The organism is Arthrobacter sp. StoSoilB20 (assembly GCF_019977295.1).
Classification (GTDB): Bacteria; Actinomycetota; Actinomycetes; order Actinomycetales; family Micrococcaceae; genus Arthrobacter; species Arthrobacter nicotinovorans_A.
The window spans coordinates 3,961,689-3,978,528 of record NZ_AP024651.1 but is presented as its reverse complement, the minus strand read 5'-3'; the positions used below and the strand labels follow the sequence as shown (position 1 = coordinate 3,978,528).

The window sequence follows — 16,840 nt, the reverse complement described above, 5'->3', positions numbered from 1 at the left end:
GGGCTTGACGACCATCACCATCATTCCCGATCTGATTCAGCTCACCCCGGAAGCCCGGCAGGTACTTGACGGCCTGCGGGCTGCAGGCGGCCGCCCCCTCGTTGTTGGAGGCTCCGTCCGGGACGCGTTGCTCTCCCGTGCCCGCGGTGTGCTGGTGGATTCGAAGGACATCGACATTGAGGTCTATGGGTTGACCACTGCACAGGTGTCCGCAGCGTTGCCTGGGTACGTCATGGAAGTGGGGCAGCAGTTCGGGATTGTCTCTGCGACAGTGGGCGGCCAGGTTTTCGATGTTTCGCTGCCTCGCCAGGAGTCCGAGGCCGAAGCCTTCGCCCGGCGGGACTTCACCATCAACGCGATGGGCTGGGACGACCTGAGCGGGACCGTTGTGGACCCGTTCGGGGGACAGATCGACCTGGCAGCGGGAATCCTTCGCCACACAAGCCCGGCTTTTAGCGATGATCCGCTGAGAGTTCTCCGGGCCATGCAGTTCAGTGGCCGTTTTGGGTTCCGACTGGTTCCGGAGACAGCGGAGTTTTGCCGCAGCCTCTCTCCAGCCTTCCCGGATCTGCCGAGGGCTCGGATTTGGGGGGAGTTTTACAAGCTGGCCTCGAAAGGCGTCTATATCTCTGAGGCGCTGGAGACGCTTTTCATGTCGGGGTGGGAAGGTCACTTCCCAGAGCTGGCTGCCACCCGGGGCGTTCCGCAAGACCCCGAATGGCATCCGGAAGGCGATGTGAACATCCACCTCGGTTTAGCCGGCGACCAAGCAGCCCGGATCGCCCGGCGCGACAATCTGGGCGCCGATGAAACCGCAGCCTTGGTACTGGCCGCCATCACCCATGACTTCGGCAAGGCTGTCTCTACCACCATCGATTCGAACGGCCGGATCACTTCCAACGGACACAACGTCACAGGGGTTGAGCCCGCCCGGAGTTTCCTGCGCCGGATCGGAGCGCCTGGCCGATACGAGGACAAGATCCTGCCGCTTATCCGGGAGCACATGTGCCACACTCCTGAAGGTCCCCAAGGTGTCATCAGTGATTCGGCGGTCCGGAGGCTGGTACGGCGCCTGAACCAACCCAACGGTGGTCCGTCCATCAAGGACTGGGCGCGCCTGGTGGAAGCCGACAAAGCAGGCCGTGGGGTGGGTGCACGTCAGGGCGTCAACCATCTGCCCACTTGGCTGGCAAAAGCTGAGCGGCTGGGCAAGGATCCTGTTGCAGGGACCACTCTGTTGAAGGGGGCTGCCTTGGCCGAGGCCGGGATCCCGCGTGGACGGCTTTGGCGGTTCGTGATTGAGCAGAGCCGCGACGCTCAAGACGACGGGTTGTTCGGCGACGAGGAAGGCGCGGCGGCTTGGCTTCATACCAACCGGGATCCGGTTGTGGCGGAGGCAAGGCGGCGGCTGGACGAATTCGAGGCTGCGGGGGAGAAGACCCAAGCAAAAGGTGTGGCTCCCTGACCTTGTTTGCCGGTCAGACCGCTGGTTTCCAACCTGGGAGGGTTGAATAGCCGGTCCTGAGGCGGCAAAGAGGGTCAGGAAGCTAACGGTCCTGGACGCGGCGTCGGGCCACGGCGTAGGAAGGTTCACGGAGTCGCTTGGTCCAGCCGTAGGTCCCGGCTGTTGGAAGCGGGTTCAGGACCGGATCAAATCTTTCGGCAGTGTCATTGCCGTGGATATCAGCCAGGGTGAGAGTCAACGTTCCAAACCTGGTCCACGGTCCCAACGGGCTTGCATGATGGAGTTCGAGGATCCAGGGATGTTGGCCAAGATGCGAGCGGAATGCGCGTGGTTCGGCCGGCAGCTGTGGCGGTCCTTCGATTGTCCTTGCCGCTATCAGGACAGGACCCGCCTCCGATTTGTAGGGCATCATCGTGGTGAAGATTGCTGATGCGGCATCCCGTCGGAGCCTGAGGATAAAGCGGCCAAGTCCCGTGGCTCCCGTGCTCGCGAGGAGCAGGTCGGACCGTTTGTCCTGCTCGGTGAAGCGGACAGCCAGGCCGATGATGTCCGGGAAAGACCCCGGCATTCCCAGCGAACGTGAAATTCGTGCCTCCACCCGGTTGCTTCCGGCCATGTCCATCCACGGGATTCCCGATGCCCGGAGCGGAAGTCCGTCCCTCTCCAGGGTCCCCACAAGATGGACCCCTTCGGGGTGGTTGGGCCTGTTGGGACGAACTACTTTGATGGCCCGGAATAGTGCAGCGAAAGCAGACCCTGCGAAGGCCTGGGCGTTCTTGCTCAATCTCTTCACGCATTTACCTTATGCGCGCGCAGCCCTGAAAGACAGGTCCCTTATGATTTGCGGACGGTGATCACGGCAATCGCGACGGCCTCAGCACGTTTGCCTCGCCTGCTTTGCCCGGATCCAGGGCAACGGGGCTGACCAGTACCGCCGGTCCCCGGCGCAGCAGCCCACCTGCAATGACCTGGCAACGGACACCGCCACGCCCACGCATAGACTTGTGGGCTCCCGGGGCAAGCATTTCATCCATCCAGGCGCAGGGGTGTGCAGGCCGCCCGGCCTTGAGTTGCACGGCATGTCCGCCGGATTCGATCGTGAACTCGTGACCGAGCAAAGGAGCAAGCTCAACTCCGCGGAGAACCACGTTCCTCCGTGTCAGCAGGGGATCGAAAGGCCCGGCCCCAAGTTCGGCGGCGATCGCTTCCAGTGCCTCCACGGCAAAGAGGGTCACGGCGGCATCCATGTGCGCGGCTTTCCCAAAGAACCTGTCGCCAACAATTCCTTTGCCGGCCACCAGTTCTGCCTGCCCGGCATCGGTGGTGGGAACATTGGCGGCGCCTTCCCTGGCGCGGCCAAAGTAGGCGTGGGCCGGCGACACCAAAAGGTGCAGCACCTCGACGTCGTACCTGTACTCGGTGGTCATCCCTCAACGCTAGCTCCAGCGTGGGAAGTATGCACCAAGGATTGCCCCTCTGTGTAAAGGGTGCTTTACTTCAAGCATGAGTAAAGTTTCCTTTACATCGAAGCGTGCGCCATTTCATCATTACGTCCTGGCCGCCACCCTCGCGGCCATACTGACCTTGGCCGTCGCGCTTTTGGTCGGAGCATCAAACCCGGCTGACTTCTGGCCTGCTGCAGCGATCGGAGCCCTTTGTGCCGCCTACCCCGCGATATCCCTCGGTGCCAAGCTCTTCATTTCGCGCCACACCGTCACCCGCGACCCGCATGGTGAGCAGAGCGTGGAGTTGCAGTGGATGAGACAAGCGGGAGCTGGGGCGTTCCTGGATGTCCTGGTCGCCACCATCGTTGTTGCCCTGGTGCTGACGGTTGGTCGGTTTCAGATCGAAGCACTCCCGGTGTTGCTCGGTCTTGTTGGGCTGAGCGCGGTTGACGCCGGGCTGCGATACGTGGCCATTCGCCACCGCGCGCTGAAGTGAAGAACAACCTCGCCGGGCGTCGAGCTGAACGCCGCTGGACACAGGCTGACCTGGCGGCGGCACTCGGGGTTTCCCGGCAGACTGTCATCTCCATTGAGAAAGAGAAATTCGACCCCTCGCTGCCTCTGGCCTTCCTCATTGCCCGGACGTTCGACTGTGCCATCGAGGACATTTTCACAGCGGAGTAAGGTCCTTGTGTCCCACGCCGCAGCGCTTTGAAGGCCTCCCGGATACTGTGGCACGGTGAACTTTGCGCAGGCCCCCGACGGCGCTGAACTCGCCTGGACTTCCGAAGGCGAGGGCGAACCAATGCTGCTCATCGCCGGACAGGCGACATCAATGGACGGTTGGGGCCCGACGGCGGAGCTTTTGTCCCGCCATTACCGCGTCATCCGCTTTGATCACCGGGGGATTGGGCGGAGTGGGAAGGGCGAAGCGGACCGGTACACCACGCGGCTCTTCGCCGAGGACGCCGCCGCAGTCCTTGATGCCGCCGGAGCCGATTCAGCACACGTGTACGGCCATTCCATGGGTGGGCGGGTTGCCCAGTGGCTGGCCGTGGATTACCCCCGGAAGGTCCGTACCCTGATCCTCGCCGCAACGAGTGGCGGGAAATGGCCGGATGCCGGAACGCAACCGGACAAGGCAGCTTTGGAAGCCCTGGTCAGCGGCGACATGTCACGGCTTGAGCCGCTCTTCTTCGATGCCGAATGGGTGGGTGCCAATCCCGTGGCGACACATACCTTCTTCAACTCGCCAGCCTCGGCCTGGGCCAAAGCGCGTCATTTCAAAGCCAGCCGGGAACACGATGCCTGGCGTGACCTCGGATCGGTCCAAGCGCCGACGATGATCCTGCATGGCACCGAAGATGCTCTGGCGCCTTTGCCCAATGCACTCCTGTTGCGCGAGCACATCCGTGGCTCAGTGCTGGTGCGTGTGCCTGGAGCGGGTCACGGCCTGCACTTGGACCATCCTGAGACGGTGGAGTGGATCCGGCAATTCACCGACAGGAAGAGCAGCTAGCGCGGGGGAACCCTCAATACTTCGAGCGCCGCCATCAGGTACGGGACCGGGTCAGGATCGGAGCCGGCGGCCCACTGCATCCATGCCTCGAAGGTCGCGGCCAAGTAGGCGGCACTCAGGAAGCGGGCCGCGGAATCGGACAGGCCGTTGTCGACCAGGAATGCCAGGGCCCTCTCCCGCTGTGGTGCCAGGGACTCGTAGCTGCGGCTGGTCAGCTCCGCGTGCTCGGCAATCAGCCGGAGCCGTCCCCGGGTCACGGATAGGTCGGGGATGACGGCGACCCCGGCAACAGCTGCTTCGCGCAACCCGGTCAGCACATCGCCGTCGGACTTTTCCTGCCTGTGGAAAGAACCGAAGGCGAGGGTTGACGCTTCGACTACAGGCTCGGTGCCACCCCACACCAGGTCCGCCTTGCTGGCGAAGTAGCGGTAGAGGCTCTTGCGCCCGATCCCGGCTGCCCGGGCGATGTCTTCCATGGACGTGTTCTGGTACCCGTGTTCGGCGAACAGCTCCAAAGCGAGCCCGGCTACGGCGTCGGGGTCGATGGTGACGGGGCGACCACTGGCACGCAGGGTCTTGGCATCTTCCGAAGTCATCCCTCCAGTATTCACTCTTACATAATGACACAGAGTGTCATAAGCTGGCTTCATCACCCGGAAATTATTGGAAGGACATCATGGGCAACGACGCTTCATGGCAGGAGGCCACTACCTCCGGCCGTTTTGCCGGCAAGACCATCATCGTCACGGGCGCGGCCTCGGGAATCGGCCAGGCCACCGCTTTGCGCATCGCCAAGGAAGGCGGCAGGGTGATTGCGGCGGATATCAGCAAGGACCGGCTGGATGCCCTGGTGGAGGAAAACGCAGGACTTGAACTGGTGCCCGTCGCCGGGGACATCTCCACGGAGGAGACCGTAGCCGCAGTCGTGGCGGCCGCCGGTGGACGGGTGGATGCCTTGGCCAACGTTGCCGGCATCATGGACAACTTTGCGCCCATCCATGAGGTGGATGACGAGCTCTGGGAACGGGTCTTCCGCATCAACGTCACCTCGCTCATGCGACTGACGCGCGCCGTGGTGCCGCTCATGCTCGACGCCGGGACCGGATCAGTGGTGAACGTGGCGTCCGAGGCAGGCCTGCGTGGTTCAGCAGCCGGTGCTGCCTACACGGCATCCAAGCATGCGGTAGTGGGCCTCACCAAGAACTCGGCCGTGATGTACGGACCCAAAGGTCTGCGGTTTAACGCAGTAGCTCCCGGTCCCACCATCACCAACATCGTTGCCAACTGGGGCTCGCAGCTGGCTGCGGAACGCCTTGGCCCGTTGATGCAAGCCACGGTTCCCACTCCAGCGTCGGCTGCGCAACTGGCCGCGTCCATCACTTTCCTGCTCAGTGACGACGGCACCAACGTCAACGGCGCCATTTTGGCGTCCGACGGCGGGTGGTCGGCTCTATAGGGATTCCCCGCCAAGGTGCCGGACCAGTGCGTCCACAATGGGGAGTTGCCCCTTGACGAGTTTGGTCCGGGCCTCGGCCTCTTCAAACCAGCGGGCATCGTCGATTTCCGGGAAGTCCTTGATGACACCTGAGCCCTTGGGCCACTCCATGGGAAAGGTGTTGCTGATGATCTGCTCCGGCTGGAAGTCAGTCGCTTCGGCTGCGTAAGCAGTGATGAGCTTCCCTGAGGGCTGCCGGAAAACCCCCAACAATTCGTAGCTGGCAGCAGGCGCAGCAGAACCTATCTCTTCGGCAAATTCGCGTTTGGCGGCAACCAATGGGTCTTCATCGTCAAGAAATTCACCCTTGGGGATGGACCATGCATGTTGGTCTTTGCGCGCCCAGAAAGGGCCGCCCATGTGGGCGATCCATAGCTGCAATTCGCCGCTGTTCGAGGTTCGGTGGAGGAGGATGCCGGCACTTCGGATGGTCATGTTTTTCCTGGATGACGTGCTGATCAGGGGTTTTCCTGGCGGGGACGGATCTGTCCAGAGTACTGCGCAACTATCGACCGTTATCCAATTGATGTTGAAACAGTCATATTCAATGCCTATTTCGCTTCCAGCAGCGTCCCGGCTACTCGATAATCGAGGAGTTGCACGTTCCTCGGGGGTGGAACGTGACTGCGGTCTCCGGCAATTGCCGGAGACGTTTCTGGGCGCATCAACTGGAGGACACAGCTATGGCATCGTCAATGAGTCTCCTTCCAACCGGGGGAAGAAAAATAATGGGAATGGCCGCCGTCATGGCGGTTGGTTTATCACTGTTCACGGGCATCAACCCCTCACACGCCGCGGATACCACGCCCATGGCCGAGGATCCTGGACCTGTGGGCAGTTTCGCGTGGAAGGGCTTCAACTGGCAAAAGCGTTTTTGGGGCGGCGGGCCCATGTACAACGCCAGCTGGGACGCCAACAACGTCAGCAATCCTGACGCCAACGGGTATGTGAAACTTTCCATCAGCAACCCCACTGGTTCTGCTCCGAAGGGCGCAGAATTCCAGTCCACCCGTGAAGGCTTCGGCTACGGCACGTACAGCACCACGGTGGAGAAGGATGTCAGTGCGTTGCAGAAGGAAGTAGTGTGGGGCTGCCTCTTCACCTATGATCCCGCAGCGGAACCGGGCTACACGGAGATCGATCTGTGTGAAGCGTCGGCGTGGGGTGGTGGGGCTGCCTATGGCGAAGACTGGCCGGTCACGCAGGGCCACGGATATTGGTTCGACGCCACCAAGCCTCCGGGCCAGGGCAATAACACCATCAACTTCGATGTCACGAACGCTCCGATCCTTACGCACAGAATGGTCTGGGAACCGGGCAAGCTGACGTTTGAGACCTTCGCGGGGGAGGGCTACGGCGGAACCCTGTTGAAGAGGACAATCCTGCAAGGTTCCACTGTTCCGCTTCCGGCCAATGAACAGATCCACTTCAACCTCTGGGTTACCGGTGGCGGCGGCGGAGATCCGGCGCATGTAGCTCCCGAAACCGTGACCATCCGTGATTTCTCGTTCGTCCCGGGGATTCCGCTGACCGCTCCCGTTCCAACAGTGACTGGAACAGCAGCTGTAGGTTCAACCCTGACCGCAAACCCCGGAACCTGGACCACCGGAACCGCCTTGACGTACCAGTGGTACCGGAACGGTGTTGCGATCGCCGGCGCCACCGCTGCAACAAGGGTGCTCGCAGCAGCGGACCAAGGCACCACCCTGACGGTAAGGGTGACGGGAACCAAAACCGGTTATGCAACCACCACCAAGGAATCAGCCCAAACGGCCGCAGTGGTCCCGGGTACCTTGGTGGCACCTACACCCACTATCACTGGAACGTTGAGCGTCGGTTCCACATTGACGGCCAACCCCGGGACGTGGACGTCCGGAACCACCCTGGCGTATCAGTGGTACCGCTCCGGTGTTGCGATTACCGGAGCCACGGCAAAGACCTACACCCTGGTGGGCGCTGACCAAGCGGACACCATGAGGGTCAGGGTTACCGGCACCAAGGCCGGTTACACCACGGTGGCCAAGTTCTCGGCCATCTCTGTCCCTGTCACCTGACACATGGGCTTGCCGCTTAAATGACAAACCCGCAGTTGTGTCGCGCTGGGGGGTTTGCGACACAACTGCGGGACTGCCAGGCCTGGTTAGTTCTTCTGCGCCCTGACGGGGACGATCCTCTTGACGGCGAGGCCGAGTGCCAGCATGGCGAAGGCAGCCAGTGCGAACCAGAAGAGGTCTCCTGCTCCGGTCATTGCGAGGGCTCCTGAGCCCATACCGGCTGCGGTGGCTCCTGCGAGGGGGGCTGCTGGGTTGTTGTACATGAGTCGTTTACCAAACTTTCTTTCTGTTGAGTGCTGCATCCAGGTACGCCTTGGCGTGAACAGCCTGGAGGAAGATATCGATGACGGTTTCGTACATGGTTGCGGCCAGCAACATGTACCTCCAACCCCGGAAGCGCAGGGTTACTATGCGCTCCAGGACGAAGATTGCAGTAACAGCTATCCAGAAGGGGTGCAGGTTCAGGCCCATTCCGGTGGTCAAAGCGAAGATGATGGAGCCGAAGTAGGCCAGCGTCACCACGACGCCGATCATGGACAGGAACTGTCGTCCCCAGTAGGGCCTGGTGATTTTGGTCCACCCGTACTGGACGCAGTTCTCGACTGCACCGCGCTTCCAGCGAAGCCGCTGTGCCCACAGTTCACGCCAGGTGGGCATGACCTCTGTGACCAGCGTGCAGTTCGAGGGTGAAGCGATCCGGTAGCCGAGGGTCAACAGTGCAAAGGAGAGCTCGTTGTCCTCAGTCAGCACCGAGGTATCGTAAACGCCGCCCTTGCCGTTGCCGGGAGGAAGCGTGCCCTCCAGTCGGGCTGAAACCACGTCACGGAGTGTCTTGACCCTGAACAGGGCCGCTGTGCCGGTAACTACCAGGCACTTTCCGTGGAGGCGCTTGACGTCGCGGGCGTAGCGGGCGTATTCGTTGCGCTGCAGGTGACCCACGAAACCACCACCGGGACCGCCGCTGAATACTCCGCCCACTGCGCCGAGGAGTTCGTCGGTCAACAGGTTCTTGGTGGCATTCTCGATGAAATCGAGGGCCAGTTGTGAGTCCGCATCCTGCACCAGGAACAAGTCCTCGGGGTCGGCGTAGGGAAGCAGCTCACTGAGGGCGAAGTTCAGGGCTCCGGCCTTCTTGTCCTTGTTGCCAACAGTCCGCATGACCTCGACGCCCTGGGCAAGCGCGAGAGTCTCGGTGTCGTCGGTGCAGTTGTCCGCCACCACGATGATGCGGTCCGGGCGGCGGGTCTGGTTGTTCAACGAGGTGAGGGTCTCGGTGATGCCGGCGGATTCGTTGTGGGCAGGAACCAGAACGGTGACTACGCCTCCGGCTGCACGGCGGGAGCCGCGGGGTGCGGTGGCCGTTGCCAGTGAGTCTGTGCCGGACGTTTGTTCAGCGAGTTCCCTGACTTCCGTGATTTCCGCGAGCATTGTGATCCCTCCGTTCGTGCGTTGAAGCGTTGACTCACTTAGAGTTCCAACGCCAACGCAAGATCCGCACAGGGAAAGCGTCAAGGAAATATCAAGTTTTGCTCAGGACTTGAGGAATGCCGTCACGAACGGCTCCAAAGGGGTACTAATGCCCAATTTCGCGCAGCGATGTGGCTCTTTGTCCGACCAACCTGCCTCACATCCCGGGGAAGGCGGTGGCCAATGCCTCAAGGCAGCAGCCTTTAACGCAAGAGGACGACGCCGGTAAGTTCCGGCGTCGTCCTCTTGCGTTGCGTGTGAGCTGCTTAGCGGCTCAAGCTCACGGTGAAGGTCTTCGGTCCGCTGAGGGTCACTTCGATTCCGCAGTTTTCTGCAGCTGCACGGTGTGAGAGGGACTGGATGGCGGCGTCGATGGTGTGGTCGATGGCCGACTTGTCCCAGATCTTCAGCGTGATGGAGTCAGTATGTGTCGTCATTGTCAGTACTTTCACTCAGGCCGTTAACAGCCCCAAGCCTCTTCGCCCGGGGCCGCATCCTCGTCGGTGAGGATTGCTGATTCAGCTTGTATGGGAACGAATTCCCTCATTCATGGTTCATGCTGCCCACCATGGTTGACAAGCGAATCCAGCCAAGTGTGACCGATTACACGTTGCTGGTTACGCTGTGTAACCCGTGCTGACGCTGACTTCCCGCCGGCGGTCCACCTCGGCGCGCTGTGCGTCGGCAACCGGCCTGCCGCTTCCTGATCCTCTCTCACGTCCCCCTTGTTTGCGGCCAACGCTCTCTCACGTCCCCCATGTTTGGGCCGAACGCTCTTCCATATCCCCCGGGCCTGGGCCTAAGGCTCTTCCACATCCCCCGGGCCTGGGCCTAAGGCTCTTCCACATCCCCCGGGCCTGAGCCAAACGCTCTTCCACATCCCCCGGGCCTGAGCCAAACGCTCTTCCACATCCCCGGGGTTGGGTTGGAACCTGGGGGATGTGATTGGGGGTTGGGTTGGAACCTGGGGGATGTGATTGGGGGTTGGGTTTGAACCTGGGGATGTGATTGGGGGTTGGGTTTGAACCTGGGGATGTGATTGGGGGTTGGGTTTGAACCTGGGGATGTGATTGGGGGTGGGGTTTGAACCTAGGGGATGTGATTGGGGGTGGGGTTTGAACCTAGGGGATGTGATTGGGCGTTGGGGTTCGAACCTAGGGGATGTGATTGGGCGTTGGAGCTCAACCCAGGGGATCTGATTGGGGGTTGCGGCTGGAGGAGCCTCGTCATAAGAGCCGCTGGCCCGGGCGCAAAACCCGATCACACTTGTGAACAATAAACACCGAAATCTCACAGTCATTTCTTGTCAAACCCTTGACGGTGCCGTGGAATCGCTGGTAAACCTTGTGTGCGGAAAGCGTTTTCTGAGCTACGCCCCCCACCTCCTTATTCCGAATAAGTGGATCGGGCCGAAGTTGTGAAACGTTCCAAAAATGAGCGCGCAGACCCACTGCCGCCTCGCATCAAAGGAGATGTTCTTTGGCCTACCCCTCGAAATGTTCCTACGGCACTCCCCGGAGCCGTACATGGAAAGCAGTCCCGCTTGCGGCCTCGGCTTCCCTCGCTGCCGCCGCCATTGCGCTGACGGGTGTCCCGCTCGCGCAAGCAGCCCCCACCCAACCCGTGCAGGCAGCGCAAGCCAACCTTCCCGGCGTCGTGCCTGCCGCGAAGGACCCGGCAACGCTCAAGCGCCAAGTGGAAAACCTCGACCGCGCACCGGTGGCCGTCCTGACTGACCAAGGCGTCACAGTCAGTTGGCGCATGCTCGGCCTGGACAAAGACAGCGTGGGCTTCCAGGTCCTGCGCGACGGCGTCAACATCACCCCGGAACCCGTCCGGAACGCGACCATGTTCCTGGACGCCGCCGGCACCGCAAACTCCAGCTACGTCATCAAGACGGTGGGTAATGGCCAAGGCCAGGACAAGCTGACCGAAGCCGTGAAGCCGCTGGCGCAAAACTACCTGGCCATCAAGCTGGACAAGCCGGCAGATGGTGTCACGCCCGACGGCAAGCCCTATACCTACTCGGCCAACGATGCCACCGTGGCGGACCTCGACGGCGACGGCAAGTACGAGGTCATCCAGACGTGGTCGCCGTCCAACGCCAAGGACAACTCCCAATCCGGCTATACGGGCAACGTCTACGTAGATGCCTACAAGCTGGACGGCACCAAGCTGTGGCGCATCGATCTGGGGCGGAACATCCGCGCCGGCGCGCACTACACCCAGGTCCTGGCCTACGACTTCGACGGCGACGGCAAGGCCGAGGTTTCGCTCAAGACCGCAGATGGCACCAAGGACGCGGCGGGTACGGTGATTGGAAACCCCGACGCCGACTTCCGCAACACCGCTGGATACGTCCTGTCCGGGCCCGAATTCCTCACCGTCTTCAAGGGCGAGAGCGGCACCATCATGGACACCGTGGCCTACGAGCCCGAGCGCGGAGCGGTAGCCGGTTGGGGCGACAACTACGGCAACCGGGTGGACCGCTTCCTGGCCGGCGTGGCCTATCTGGATGGCGAGCATCCGTCCATGATGTTCAGCCGCGGCTACTACACCCGCACAGTTCTGGTCACCTACGACCTCGTCAACGGCAAGCTGGTGAAGCGCTGGACCTTCGATTCAAACCAGGCCGGCGACGAATATAAAGGTCAGGGAAACCACAACCTTTCCGTGGCCGACGTCGACCAGGACGGCAAAGACGAGTTCGTCTTCGGTTCAATGACCATTGATGACAACGGCCAGCCGCTCTACAACACCAAGCTCGGCCACGGCGATGCCATCCACACCAGTGACCTGGATCCGTCGCGGCCCGGACTGGAAACCTTTGCCGTCCACGAAAGCATGGGCCAGAGCGGCAATCGCGGTGCAACATTCCGCGACGCCGCCACCGGCGAGGTGCTGTGGAGCATCCCGGCCATCAAGGACACCGGCCGTGGCGCAGCAGGGGACATCGACCCCCGGTACGCAGGGGCTGAAGGGTGGGCCATTGGCGGTTCTGCGGCATGGGATTCCCCTGTTGGCCAGCTGATGTCTGCAAAGGGCGAGCTGATTGCCGAGAAGATCCCGGCCGCCAACTTCCTGGCGTGGTGGGACGGTGACCTGCTCCGCGAAATCGTGGACCACGATTACGACGCCAGTGTGTCGCGGGGCGTGCCTACAATCTCCAAATGGAACTGGGAAACGGAAACCAGTGATCGGCTCCTGACCGCCGACGGCGCCCGCAGCAACAACACCACCAAGGGCAACCCGTCCATCCAGGCCGACATCCTGGGTGACTGGCGTGAAGAGATCGCGTGGCCCTCAACGGACAGCACCGAGCTGCGGATCTACACCACCACGGCTCCCACCGAGGTGCGCTTGCGGACTCTGATGCACGACACCGTGTACCGGACGGCTGTTGCCCGCGAGAACGTGGCGTACAACCAGCCGCCGCACCCGAGCTTCTTCATCGGTGAGGGTATGCAGGCTCCGGCGATTCCCGCCGTCGTCTATACCGGCACTGCCAAGTAAGCCCGGATGAAGAGCAACGCGGGGTCATTTAAGGCCCGTTACGGCGCCCGGAGGGGGCCACAAGTGACCCCGCGTTGCTCTTGAGGGTTCAGCGTTGGCCGGGAAGCCCGCCGCTCTGGGGCGGGATGAAGCCGAGCCCCGGGCCGTGGTCGTCATCATTGCGCTCCGCGGCGCTGCGGGTGTCGCTTTCGGAGGTTCCGTCCGAGTCCCCGTCCACGTCGGCCAAACCGTTCGTCTGGTCAAAGGGGTGGGTGATGGGGTCGACGTCCGGTGTCTCCCGGGCGGCCGGAGCCGAAGCGGCCGGCCCCGAAGCGCCCGGCCCCGCCGCGGGCCCCGCGGCCGGAGCCGAAGCGCCCGGCTCCGCGGCCGGAGCCGTAGCCGCCGTAGCCCCGGTTGACTCCGACTCCGGCTCCTGGTTCTCGATGTACTCCCTGAACTTTTTCAATTCCGACTCAGCCTGCCTCTCAACAACATGGAGTTTGCCGCCCAGGTCCAGAATGCGTTGAAGCGCGTCCGCTGCCTGTAGGCCGCGCTGATCGCAGCGATGACCAGTACTTGGCAACTTCCGTGGCCATGCTGCCCTCCTCGGCTCAATAATGATCAGTATGCTTACATTATTGACCATGGCGGAGGGTTAATACAGGCCCGGCAGGAGCGAATCAGCTGATGATCCGGCCGTTCTGGACGAGGTAGTCCAAGTGCTCGGAGATGTCGGCCAAGACGGCGATGTCCGCCACCGGATCGGCGTCCAGGACCAACATGTCAGCGTCGGCTCCCGGTGCAATGACGCCGATTTCCCCTTCGCGCTCCAGCAGCTCTGCCGCCGTCGTGGTTGCCGAACGGATGGCGTCGATCGCCGGCTGCACCTTCCCCAGCAGCCTGAATTGCTCGTTCTGGTGACGGTGCATACCGCCCAGGAGGTCCGAGCCGAACGCCATTTTGACGCCGGCTTCGTGGGCGCGCTCGATCGCTTCAAGCCCGCTGGTGAGGACGGAATCCACCTTGGCCCACATTTCCTCTGTGAGCCCGAACTCCTTGCCTTCTTCCTTCAGCGCCCAATACGTGACCAAGGTGGGAACCAGGAAGGCGTCCGTTTCCAGGAACAGGTTGAGGCTTTGTTCATCCAGCAGGTTGCCGTGTTCGATCGAGCGAACGCCGGCTTCCAAGGCGCGGTTGATGGCCTTGGCGGTGTAGGCGTGCGCGGCGACGTACCGGTTGGCGGCCTGGGCTTCTTCCACCGCGGCCCTCATCTCTTCCATGGAGTACTGGGTGGAATCGATGCGGTCTGTGGGGGAGGAGACGCCGCCGGACGCCATGATCTTGATGTGGTGGGCACCCTTGCGGATCTCGTCCCGGGCGGCGGCGCGGACAGCGTCAACGCCATCTGCCACCCGGCCAATGCCGCAGCAGCCCCGGCCGTTGGGATCGTGGTCTTCACCGGGCAGGCGCATGTCGCCGTGGCCACCGGTCTGGCTCAGGGCGTGGCCGCAGAAGTGGATCTTCGGCCCCTCCAGCAATCCCTCCTCCTGCGCCATCGCCAGCCCGAAGTCGGCGCCGGACAAGTCGCGGACCGTGGTGAAACCGCGGCGCAGCATCGCCCCCATGATTTTGGCGGTCTGGGCGTAGACGTAGGACGGCGGCGTGAAGGTCAGCGACCGGAAGTCGGCGCTGGAGGCGACCACATGGACGTGGGCATCGATCAGGCCGGGGATCACGAACTTGCCGGTGCCATCGATGACCCGCGCACCGGCAGGTGCCTCGGCATTCGGTTCGACGCTGCTGATCTTCCCGTCAACGCTGACGACGTCGGCAGTTGAGTAGCTGCCGGCCGCAACGTCCAGGACGCTTGCGTTGCGGATGATCAGGGGAGTGCTTTCTGGGGCGGTGCTCATTTAGATGGTGTCCTTCGCGGGGGCTTCGGGGACTTCTGGGATTTCCGTGGGATGGGCTTCAAAAGCCTGGACGAGTTTGGCAAGGTTGGAGTTAACCACGTCGACGGCGGTTTCCACACTGTGCTGGGTGTACTTGCCTTCGGCGTCGAGGAGCGCGAGGACTCCCACTACGTTCTCCTGCTGGTCGAGGACCGGCACGTTGATCACGGCGCCGCAGCCGAGTTGCTGGATGAGTCCGGAGTCGGAGAAGACGTTCCGGAGCGCTTCCAGGTCCGGGGCGAGGAAAGGCTTCTTGTCTTCGATGACCGTTCCCAGCCAGCCGGGGGAGATCTCCACTGTCTTCTCACCTCCCACCGGGTACTCGGCTGGATGGCTGGTGTAGAGCCGCTTGAGGCTGGATCGTTGCGGAATCCACTGCAGGACTGTGAAGAGGACAACTCCGGGGTCCTGCTCCATGGCGTGGAAGGTCTGCTCGAAAACCGATGTCATGGCGTTCACTTGCTTCCTGCCGCTGCGGGATCGTGTTCGGTGCGGGCGTTGATGTCCTCCAGGGACTTCCCTGCCGTGGAGGCGCCGAAGATTACTACGCCCAGGACGCCGATGGTCAGCACCACGGTGGTCATGGTGAACACTCCGCCGAAGCCAAGGGATGCGGCGAAGATGCCGATGATGGAGGGCGCAAGGATGCTGCCGATGCGGCCCACTGCGCTGGCCAGGCCGACGCCGGTGGCGCGCATCCATGTGGGGAAGAGCTCGGGGGTGTAGGCGTAGACGCCGGCGTAGGTGCCGTTGAGGAAGAAGGACAAGGTTGCCGCGGCCACCAGGATCATGCCGGAATCGTTGGACTGGCTCAGCCAGAAGGCACTGATGGCCGATCCTGCCAGGTACAGGGCGATGGTGTTCTTCCGGTCGATCCGGTCGCACAGCCAGGCCGCTGAGAAATAGCCGGGGATTTGTGCCAAGTAGATGAGGATGGAGAACTCGAAGCTCTTGGTGATGGTGATTCCGCGGCCCACCAGCAGGGTGGGGATCCAGGAGAAGAAGCCGTAGTAGGAGAACGTGATCACGAACCAGATCAGCCAGATCACTGCTGTCCGGCGTCGCATGGCCTTGGACCACATGAACTTCAGGGCGTTCCAGATGTTGATCTTCTGTTCGTGCTTGACGATCTCTTCTTCCGCGGCGGGCAAGGGCTCCAACGGCTTTCCGGTGGCCTTAATGACGCTTTGCTCAAAGCGGTCTACTACTTCGGTTGCTTCGGCCACGCGGCCGCGGCTGATGAGGTAGCGGGGGGATTCAGGCAGGCTGCGGCGCCACCACAGGAGAAGGAGGATGGGGATTGCGGTGAGGACCTGGGCCCAGCGCCAGCCGTCTTCGCCCATGGGAACAACGAACCGGCCGATCAGTGCGGCGGCCACAAAGCCGAAGGAGAAGAAGCCGGCCAGGGTTCCAATGAACCATCCGCGGCGCTTGGGGGGAATGAATTCTGAGAGGAACGGCGCGATGATGACACTCTCGGCGCCTGCACCCAGTCCCGCAAAGATCCGTGCAATCAGGAAGATCTCGAAATTCGGGGCCATGGCTGCCACCACGGACATGAGGCAGTAAAAAGCCAGCGCCCACAACATGACCTTTTTCCGGCCGAAGCGGTCACCGAGCCAACCGGCCAGGATTGCGCCGAAGAAGAAACCGAACGGGGCGGCCGAGCCTACCAGGCCCAGGCTGGCGGTGCTGAGACCCCAGAGTTCCTGGATGCGTGGGAGCAGGAAGGCCACCACTGCGCCGTCCATTCCGTCGAAGGAGTAGCCGAGGCCTCCAATGAGGAGAAGCTTGTAGTGTGGTCGACTGAGAGCCAGACGATCAAGGCGTGCTGTGAGAGACATTGGGGATTCCTGCCAAAGTGGGCCAAGTTGTACATTTTTAGGAATATGCACGGATCTGTGCAGAAACGATGTATCGAAGTTACGGCCAAAGTGTGAGGTAGGTCAAT

General features: G+C 62.2%; 18 protein-coding genes. 7 read left to right on the top strand and 11 right to left on the bottom strand.

The window, feature by feature from the left end:
* Positions 1 to 4: 4 nt before the first annotated feature.
* Entirely contained in the window at positions 5 to 1,465 is a 1,461-nt protein-coding gene (locus LDN85_RS18005; protein WP_223943725.1) for an HD domain-containing protein, read from the top strand.
* A gap of 82 nt (positions 1,466 to 1,547) precedes the next feature.
* Here the strand turns inward: LDN85_RS18005 and LDN85_RS18000 are convergent, their stop codons facing one another.
* Together LDN85_RS18000 and LDN85_RS17995 are read right to left on the bottom strand one after the other, a co-directional pair.
* The gene (locus tag LDN85_RS18000; RefSeq protein WP_223943724.1) at positions 1,548 to 2,258 is read right to left on the bottom strand and encodes a hypothetical protein; all 711 of its coding nucleotides are present in this window, start codon (positions 2,256 to 2,258) and stop codon (positions 1,548 to 1,550) included.
* 61 nt (positions 2,259 to 2,319) lie between these two features.
* A complete protein-coding gene (locus LDN85_RS17995; RefSeq protein WP_223943723.1) occupies positions 2,320 to 2,892 on the bottom strand; it encodes an MOSC domain-containing protein in 573 nt (190 codons plus the stop codon).
* A gap of 76 nt (positions 2,893 to 2,968) precedes the next feature.
* Between LDN85_RS17995 and LDN85_RS17990 the strand changes: the two genes are divergently transcribed.
* From LDN85_RS17990 to LDN85_RS17980, 3 genes are read left to right on the top strand one after another with little or no spacing between them, the layout of a single operon-like run.
* Positions 2,969 to 3,406: a hypothetical protein gene (locus LDN85_RS17990; protein WP_223943722.1), complete on the top strand. Its 438-nt coding sequence runs from the start codon at positions 2,969 to 2,971 to the stop codon at positions 3,404 to 3,406.
* A complete protein-coding gene (locus LDN85_RS17985; RefSeq protein WP_026541974.1) occupies positions 3,403 to 3,594 on the top strand; it encodes a helix-turn-helix transcriptional regulator in 192 nt (63 codons plus the stop codon). The genes LDN85_RS17990 and LDN85_RS17985 overlap by 4 nt, the downstream gene beginning before the upstream one ends.
* Before the next feature lie 55 nt (positions 3,595 to 3,649).
* Positions 3,650 to 4,429, top strand: coding sequence for an alpha/beta hydrolase (locus LDN85_RS17980; RefSeq protein ID WP_223943721.1), 780 nt, complete (start codon positions 3,650 to 3,652; stop codon positions 4,427 to 4,429).
* Here the strand turns inward: LDN85_RS17980 and LDN85_RS17975 are convergent.
* Entirely contained in the window at positions 4,426 to 5,025 is a 600-nt protein-coding gene (locus LDN85_RS17975) for a TetR/AcrR family transcriptional regulator; helix-turn-helix transcriptional regulator (protein WP_223943720.1), read from the bottom strand. The genes LDN85_RS17980 and LDN85_RS17975 overlap by 4 nt on opposite strands.
* Before the next feature lie 80 nt (positions 5,026 to 5,105).
* Here LDN85_RS17975 and LDN85_RS17970 point away from each other — a divergent pair, with 80 nt between their 5' ends.
* The gene (locus LDN85_RS17970) at positions 5,106 to 5,885 is read left to right on the top strand and encodes an SDR family NAD(P)-dependent oxidoreductase (protein ID WP_026546940.1); all 780 of its coding nucleotides are present in this window, start codon (positions 5,106 to 5,108) and stop codon (positions 5,883 to 5,885) included.
* On the opposite strand, the gene LDN85_RS17965 is transcribed toward LDN85_RS17970, so the two are convergent.
* Positions 5,880 to 6,359, bottom strand: coding sequence for an NUDIX domain-containing protein (locus tag LDN85_RS17965; RefSeq protein WP_026541970.1), 480 nt, complete (start codon positions 6,357 to 6,359; stop codon positions 5,880 to 5,882). The genes LDN85_RS17970 and LDN85_RS17965 overlap by 6 nt on opposite strands.
* Before the next feature lie 299 nt (positions 6,360 to 6,658).
* Between LDN85_RS17965 and LDN85_RS17960 the strand changes: the two genes are divergently transcribed.
* Positions 6,659 to 7,978, top strand: a complete 1,320-nt coding sequence (locus tag LDN85_RS17960) for a hypothetical protein (RefSeq protein WP_223943719.1) — start codon at positions 6,659 to 6,661, stop codon at positions 7,976 to 7,978.
* A gap of 86 nt (positions 7,979 to 8,064) precedes the next feature.
* Here the strand turns inward: LDN85_RS17960 and LDN85_RS17955 are convergent, their stop codons facing one another.
* The 3 genes from LDN85_RS17955 to LDN85_RS17945 form a co-directional block, all read right to left on the bottom strand.
* Complete coding sequence (locus LDN85_RS17955) at positions 8,065 to 8,241, bottom strand: hypothetical protein (RefSeq protein ID WP_172325873.1); 177 nt, start codon at positions 8,239 to 8,241, stop codon at positions 8,065 to 8,067.
* A gap of 7 nt (positions 8,242 to 8,248) precedes the next feature.
* The gene (locus LDN85_RS17950; RefSeq protein ID WP_223943718.1) at positions 8,249 to 9,406 is read right to left on the bottom strand and encodes a glycosyltransferase family 2 protein; all 1,158 of its coding nucleotides are present in this window, start codon (positions 9,404 to 9,406) and stop codon (positions 8,249 to 8,251) included.
* Positions 9,407 to 9,711: 305 nt separating this feature from the next.
* Positions 9,712 to 9,882: a hypothetical protein gene (locus LDN85_RS17945; protein ID WP_209320065.1), complete on the bottom strand. Its 171-nt coding sequence runs from the start codon at positions 9,880 to 9,882 to the stop codon at positions 9,712 to 9,714.
* 1,042 nt (positions 9,883 to 10,924) lie between these two features.
* Here LDN85_RS17945 and LDN85_RS17940 point away from each other — a divergent pair.
* The gene (locus tag LDN85_RS17940; RefSeq protein WP_275966381.1) at positions 10,925 to 12,958 is read left to right on the top strand and encodes a rhamnogalacturonan lyase; all 2,034 of its coding nucleotides are present in this window, start codon (positions 10,925 to 10,927) and stop codon (positions 12,956 to 12,958) included.
* An 88-nt stretch (positions 12,959 to 13,046) separates the two neighbouring features.
* Here the strand turns inward: LDN85_RS17940 and LDN85_RS17935 are convergent, their stop codons facing one another.
* From LDN85_RS17935 to LDN85_RS17920, 4 genes are all read right to left on the bottom strand, one after another.
* Positions 13,047 to 13,403, bottom strand: a complete 357-nt coding sequence (locus LDN85_RS17935; RefSeq protein ID WP_223943717.1) for a hypothetical protein — start codon at positions 13,401 to 13,403, stop codon at positions 13,047 to 13,049.
* 214 nt (positions 13,404 to 13,617) lie between these two features.
* Positions 13,618 to 14,850 carry an amidohydrolase family protein gene (locus LDN85_RS17930; RefSeq protein ID WP_223943716.1) on the bottom strand — a complete coding sequence of 411 codons (1,233 nt, stop codon included), beginning with the start codon at positions 14,848 to 14,850 and terminating at the stop codon, positions 13,618 to 13,620.
* Positions 14,851 to 15,339 (bottom strand): GAF domain-containing protein, encoded by a 489-nt coding sequence (locus tag LDN85_RS17925; RefSeq protein WP_223945490.1) that lies wholly within the window; start codon positions 15,337 to 15,339, stop codon positions 14,851 to 14,853.
* A 5-nt stretch (positions 15,340 to 15,344) separates the two neighbouring features.
* A complete protein-coding gene (locus tag LDN85_RS17920) occupies positions 15,345 to 16,733 on the bottom strand; it encodes an MFS transporter (RefSeq protein ID WP_026546935.1) in 1,389 nt (462 codons plus the stop codon).
* Positions 16,734 to 16,840: the final 107 nt, after the last annotated feature.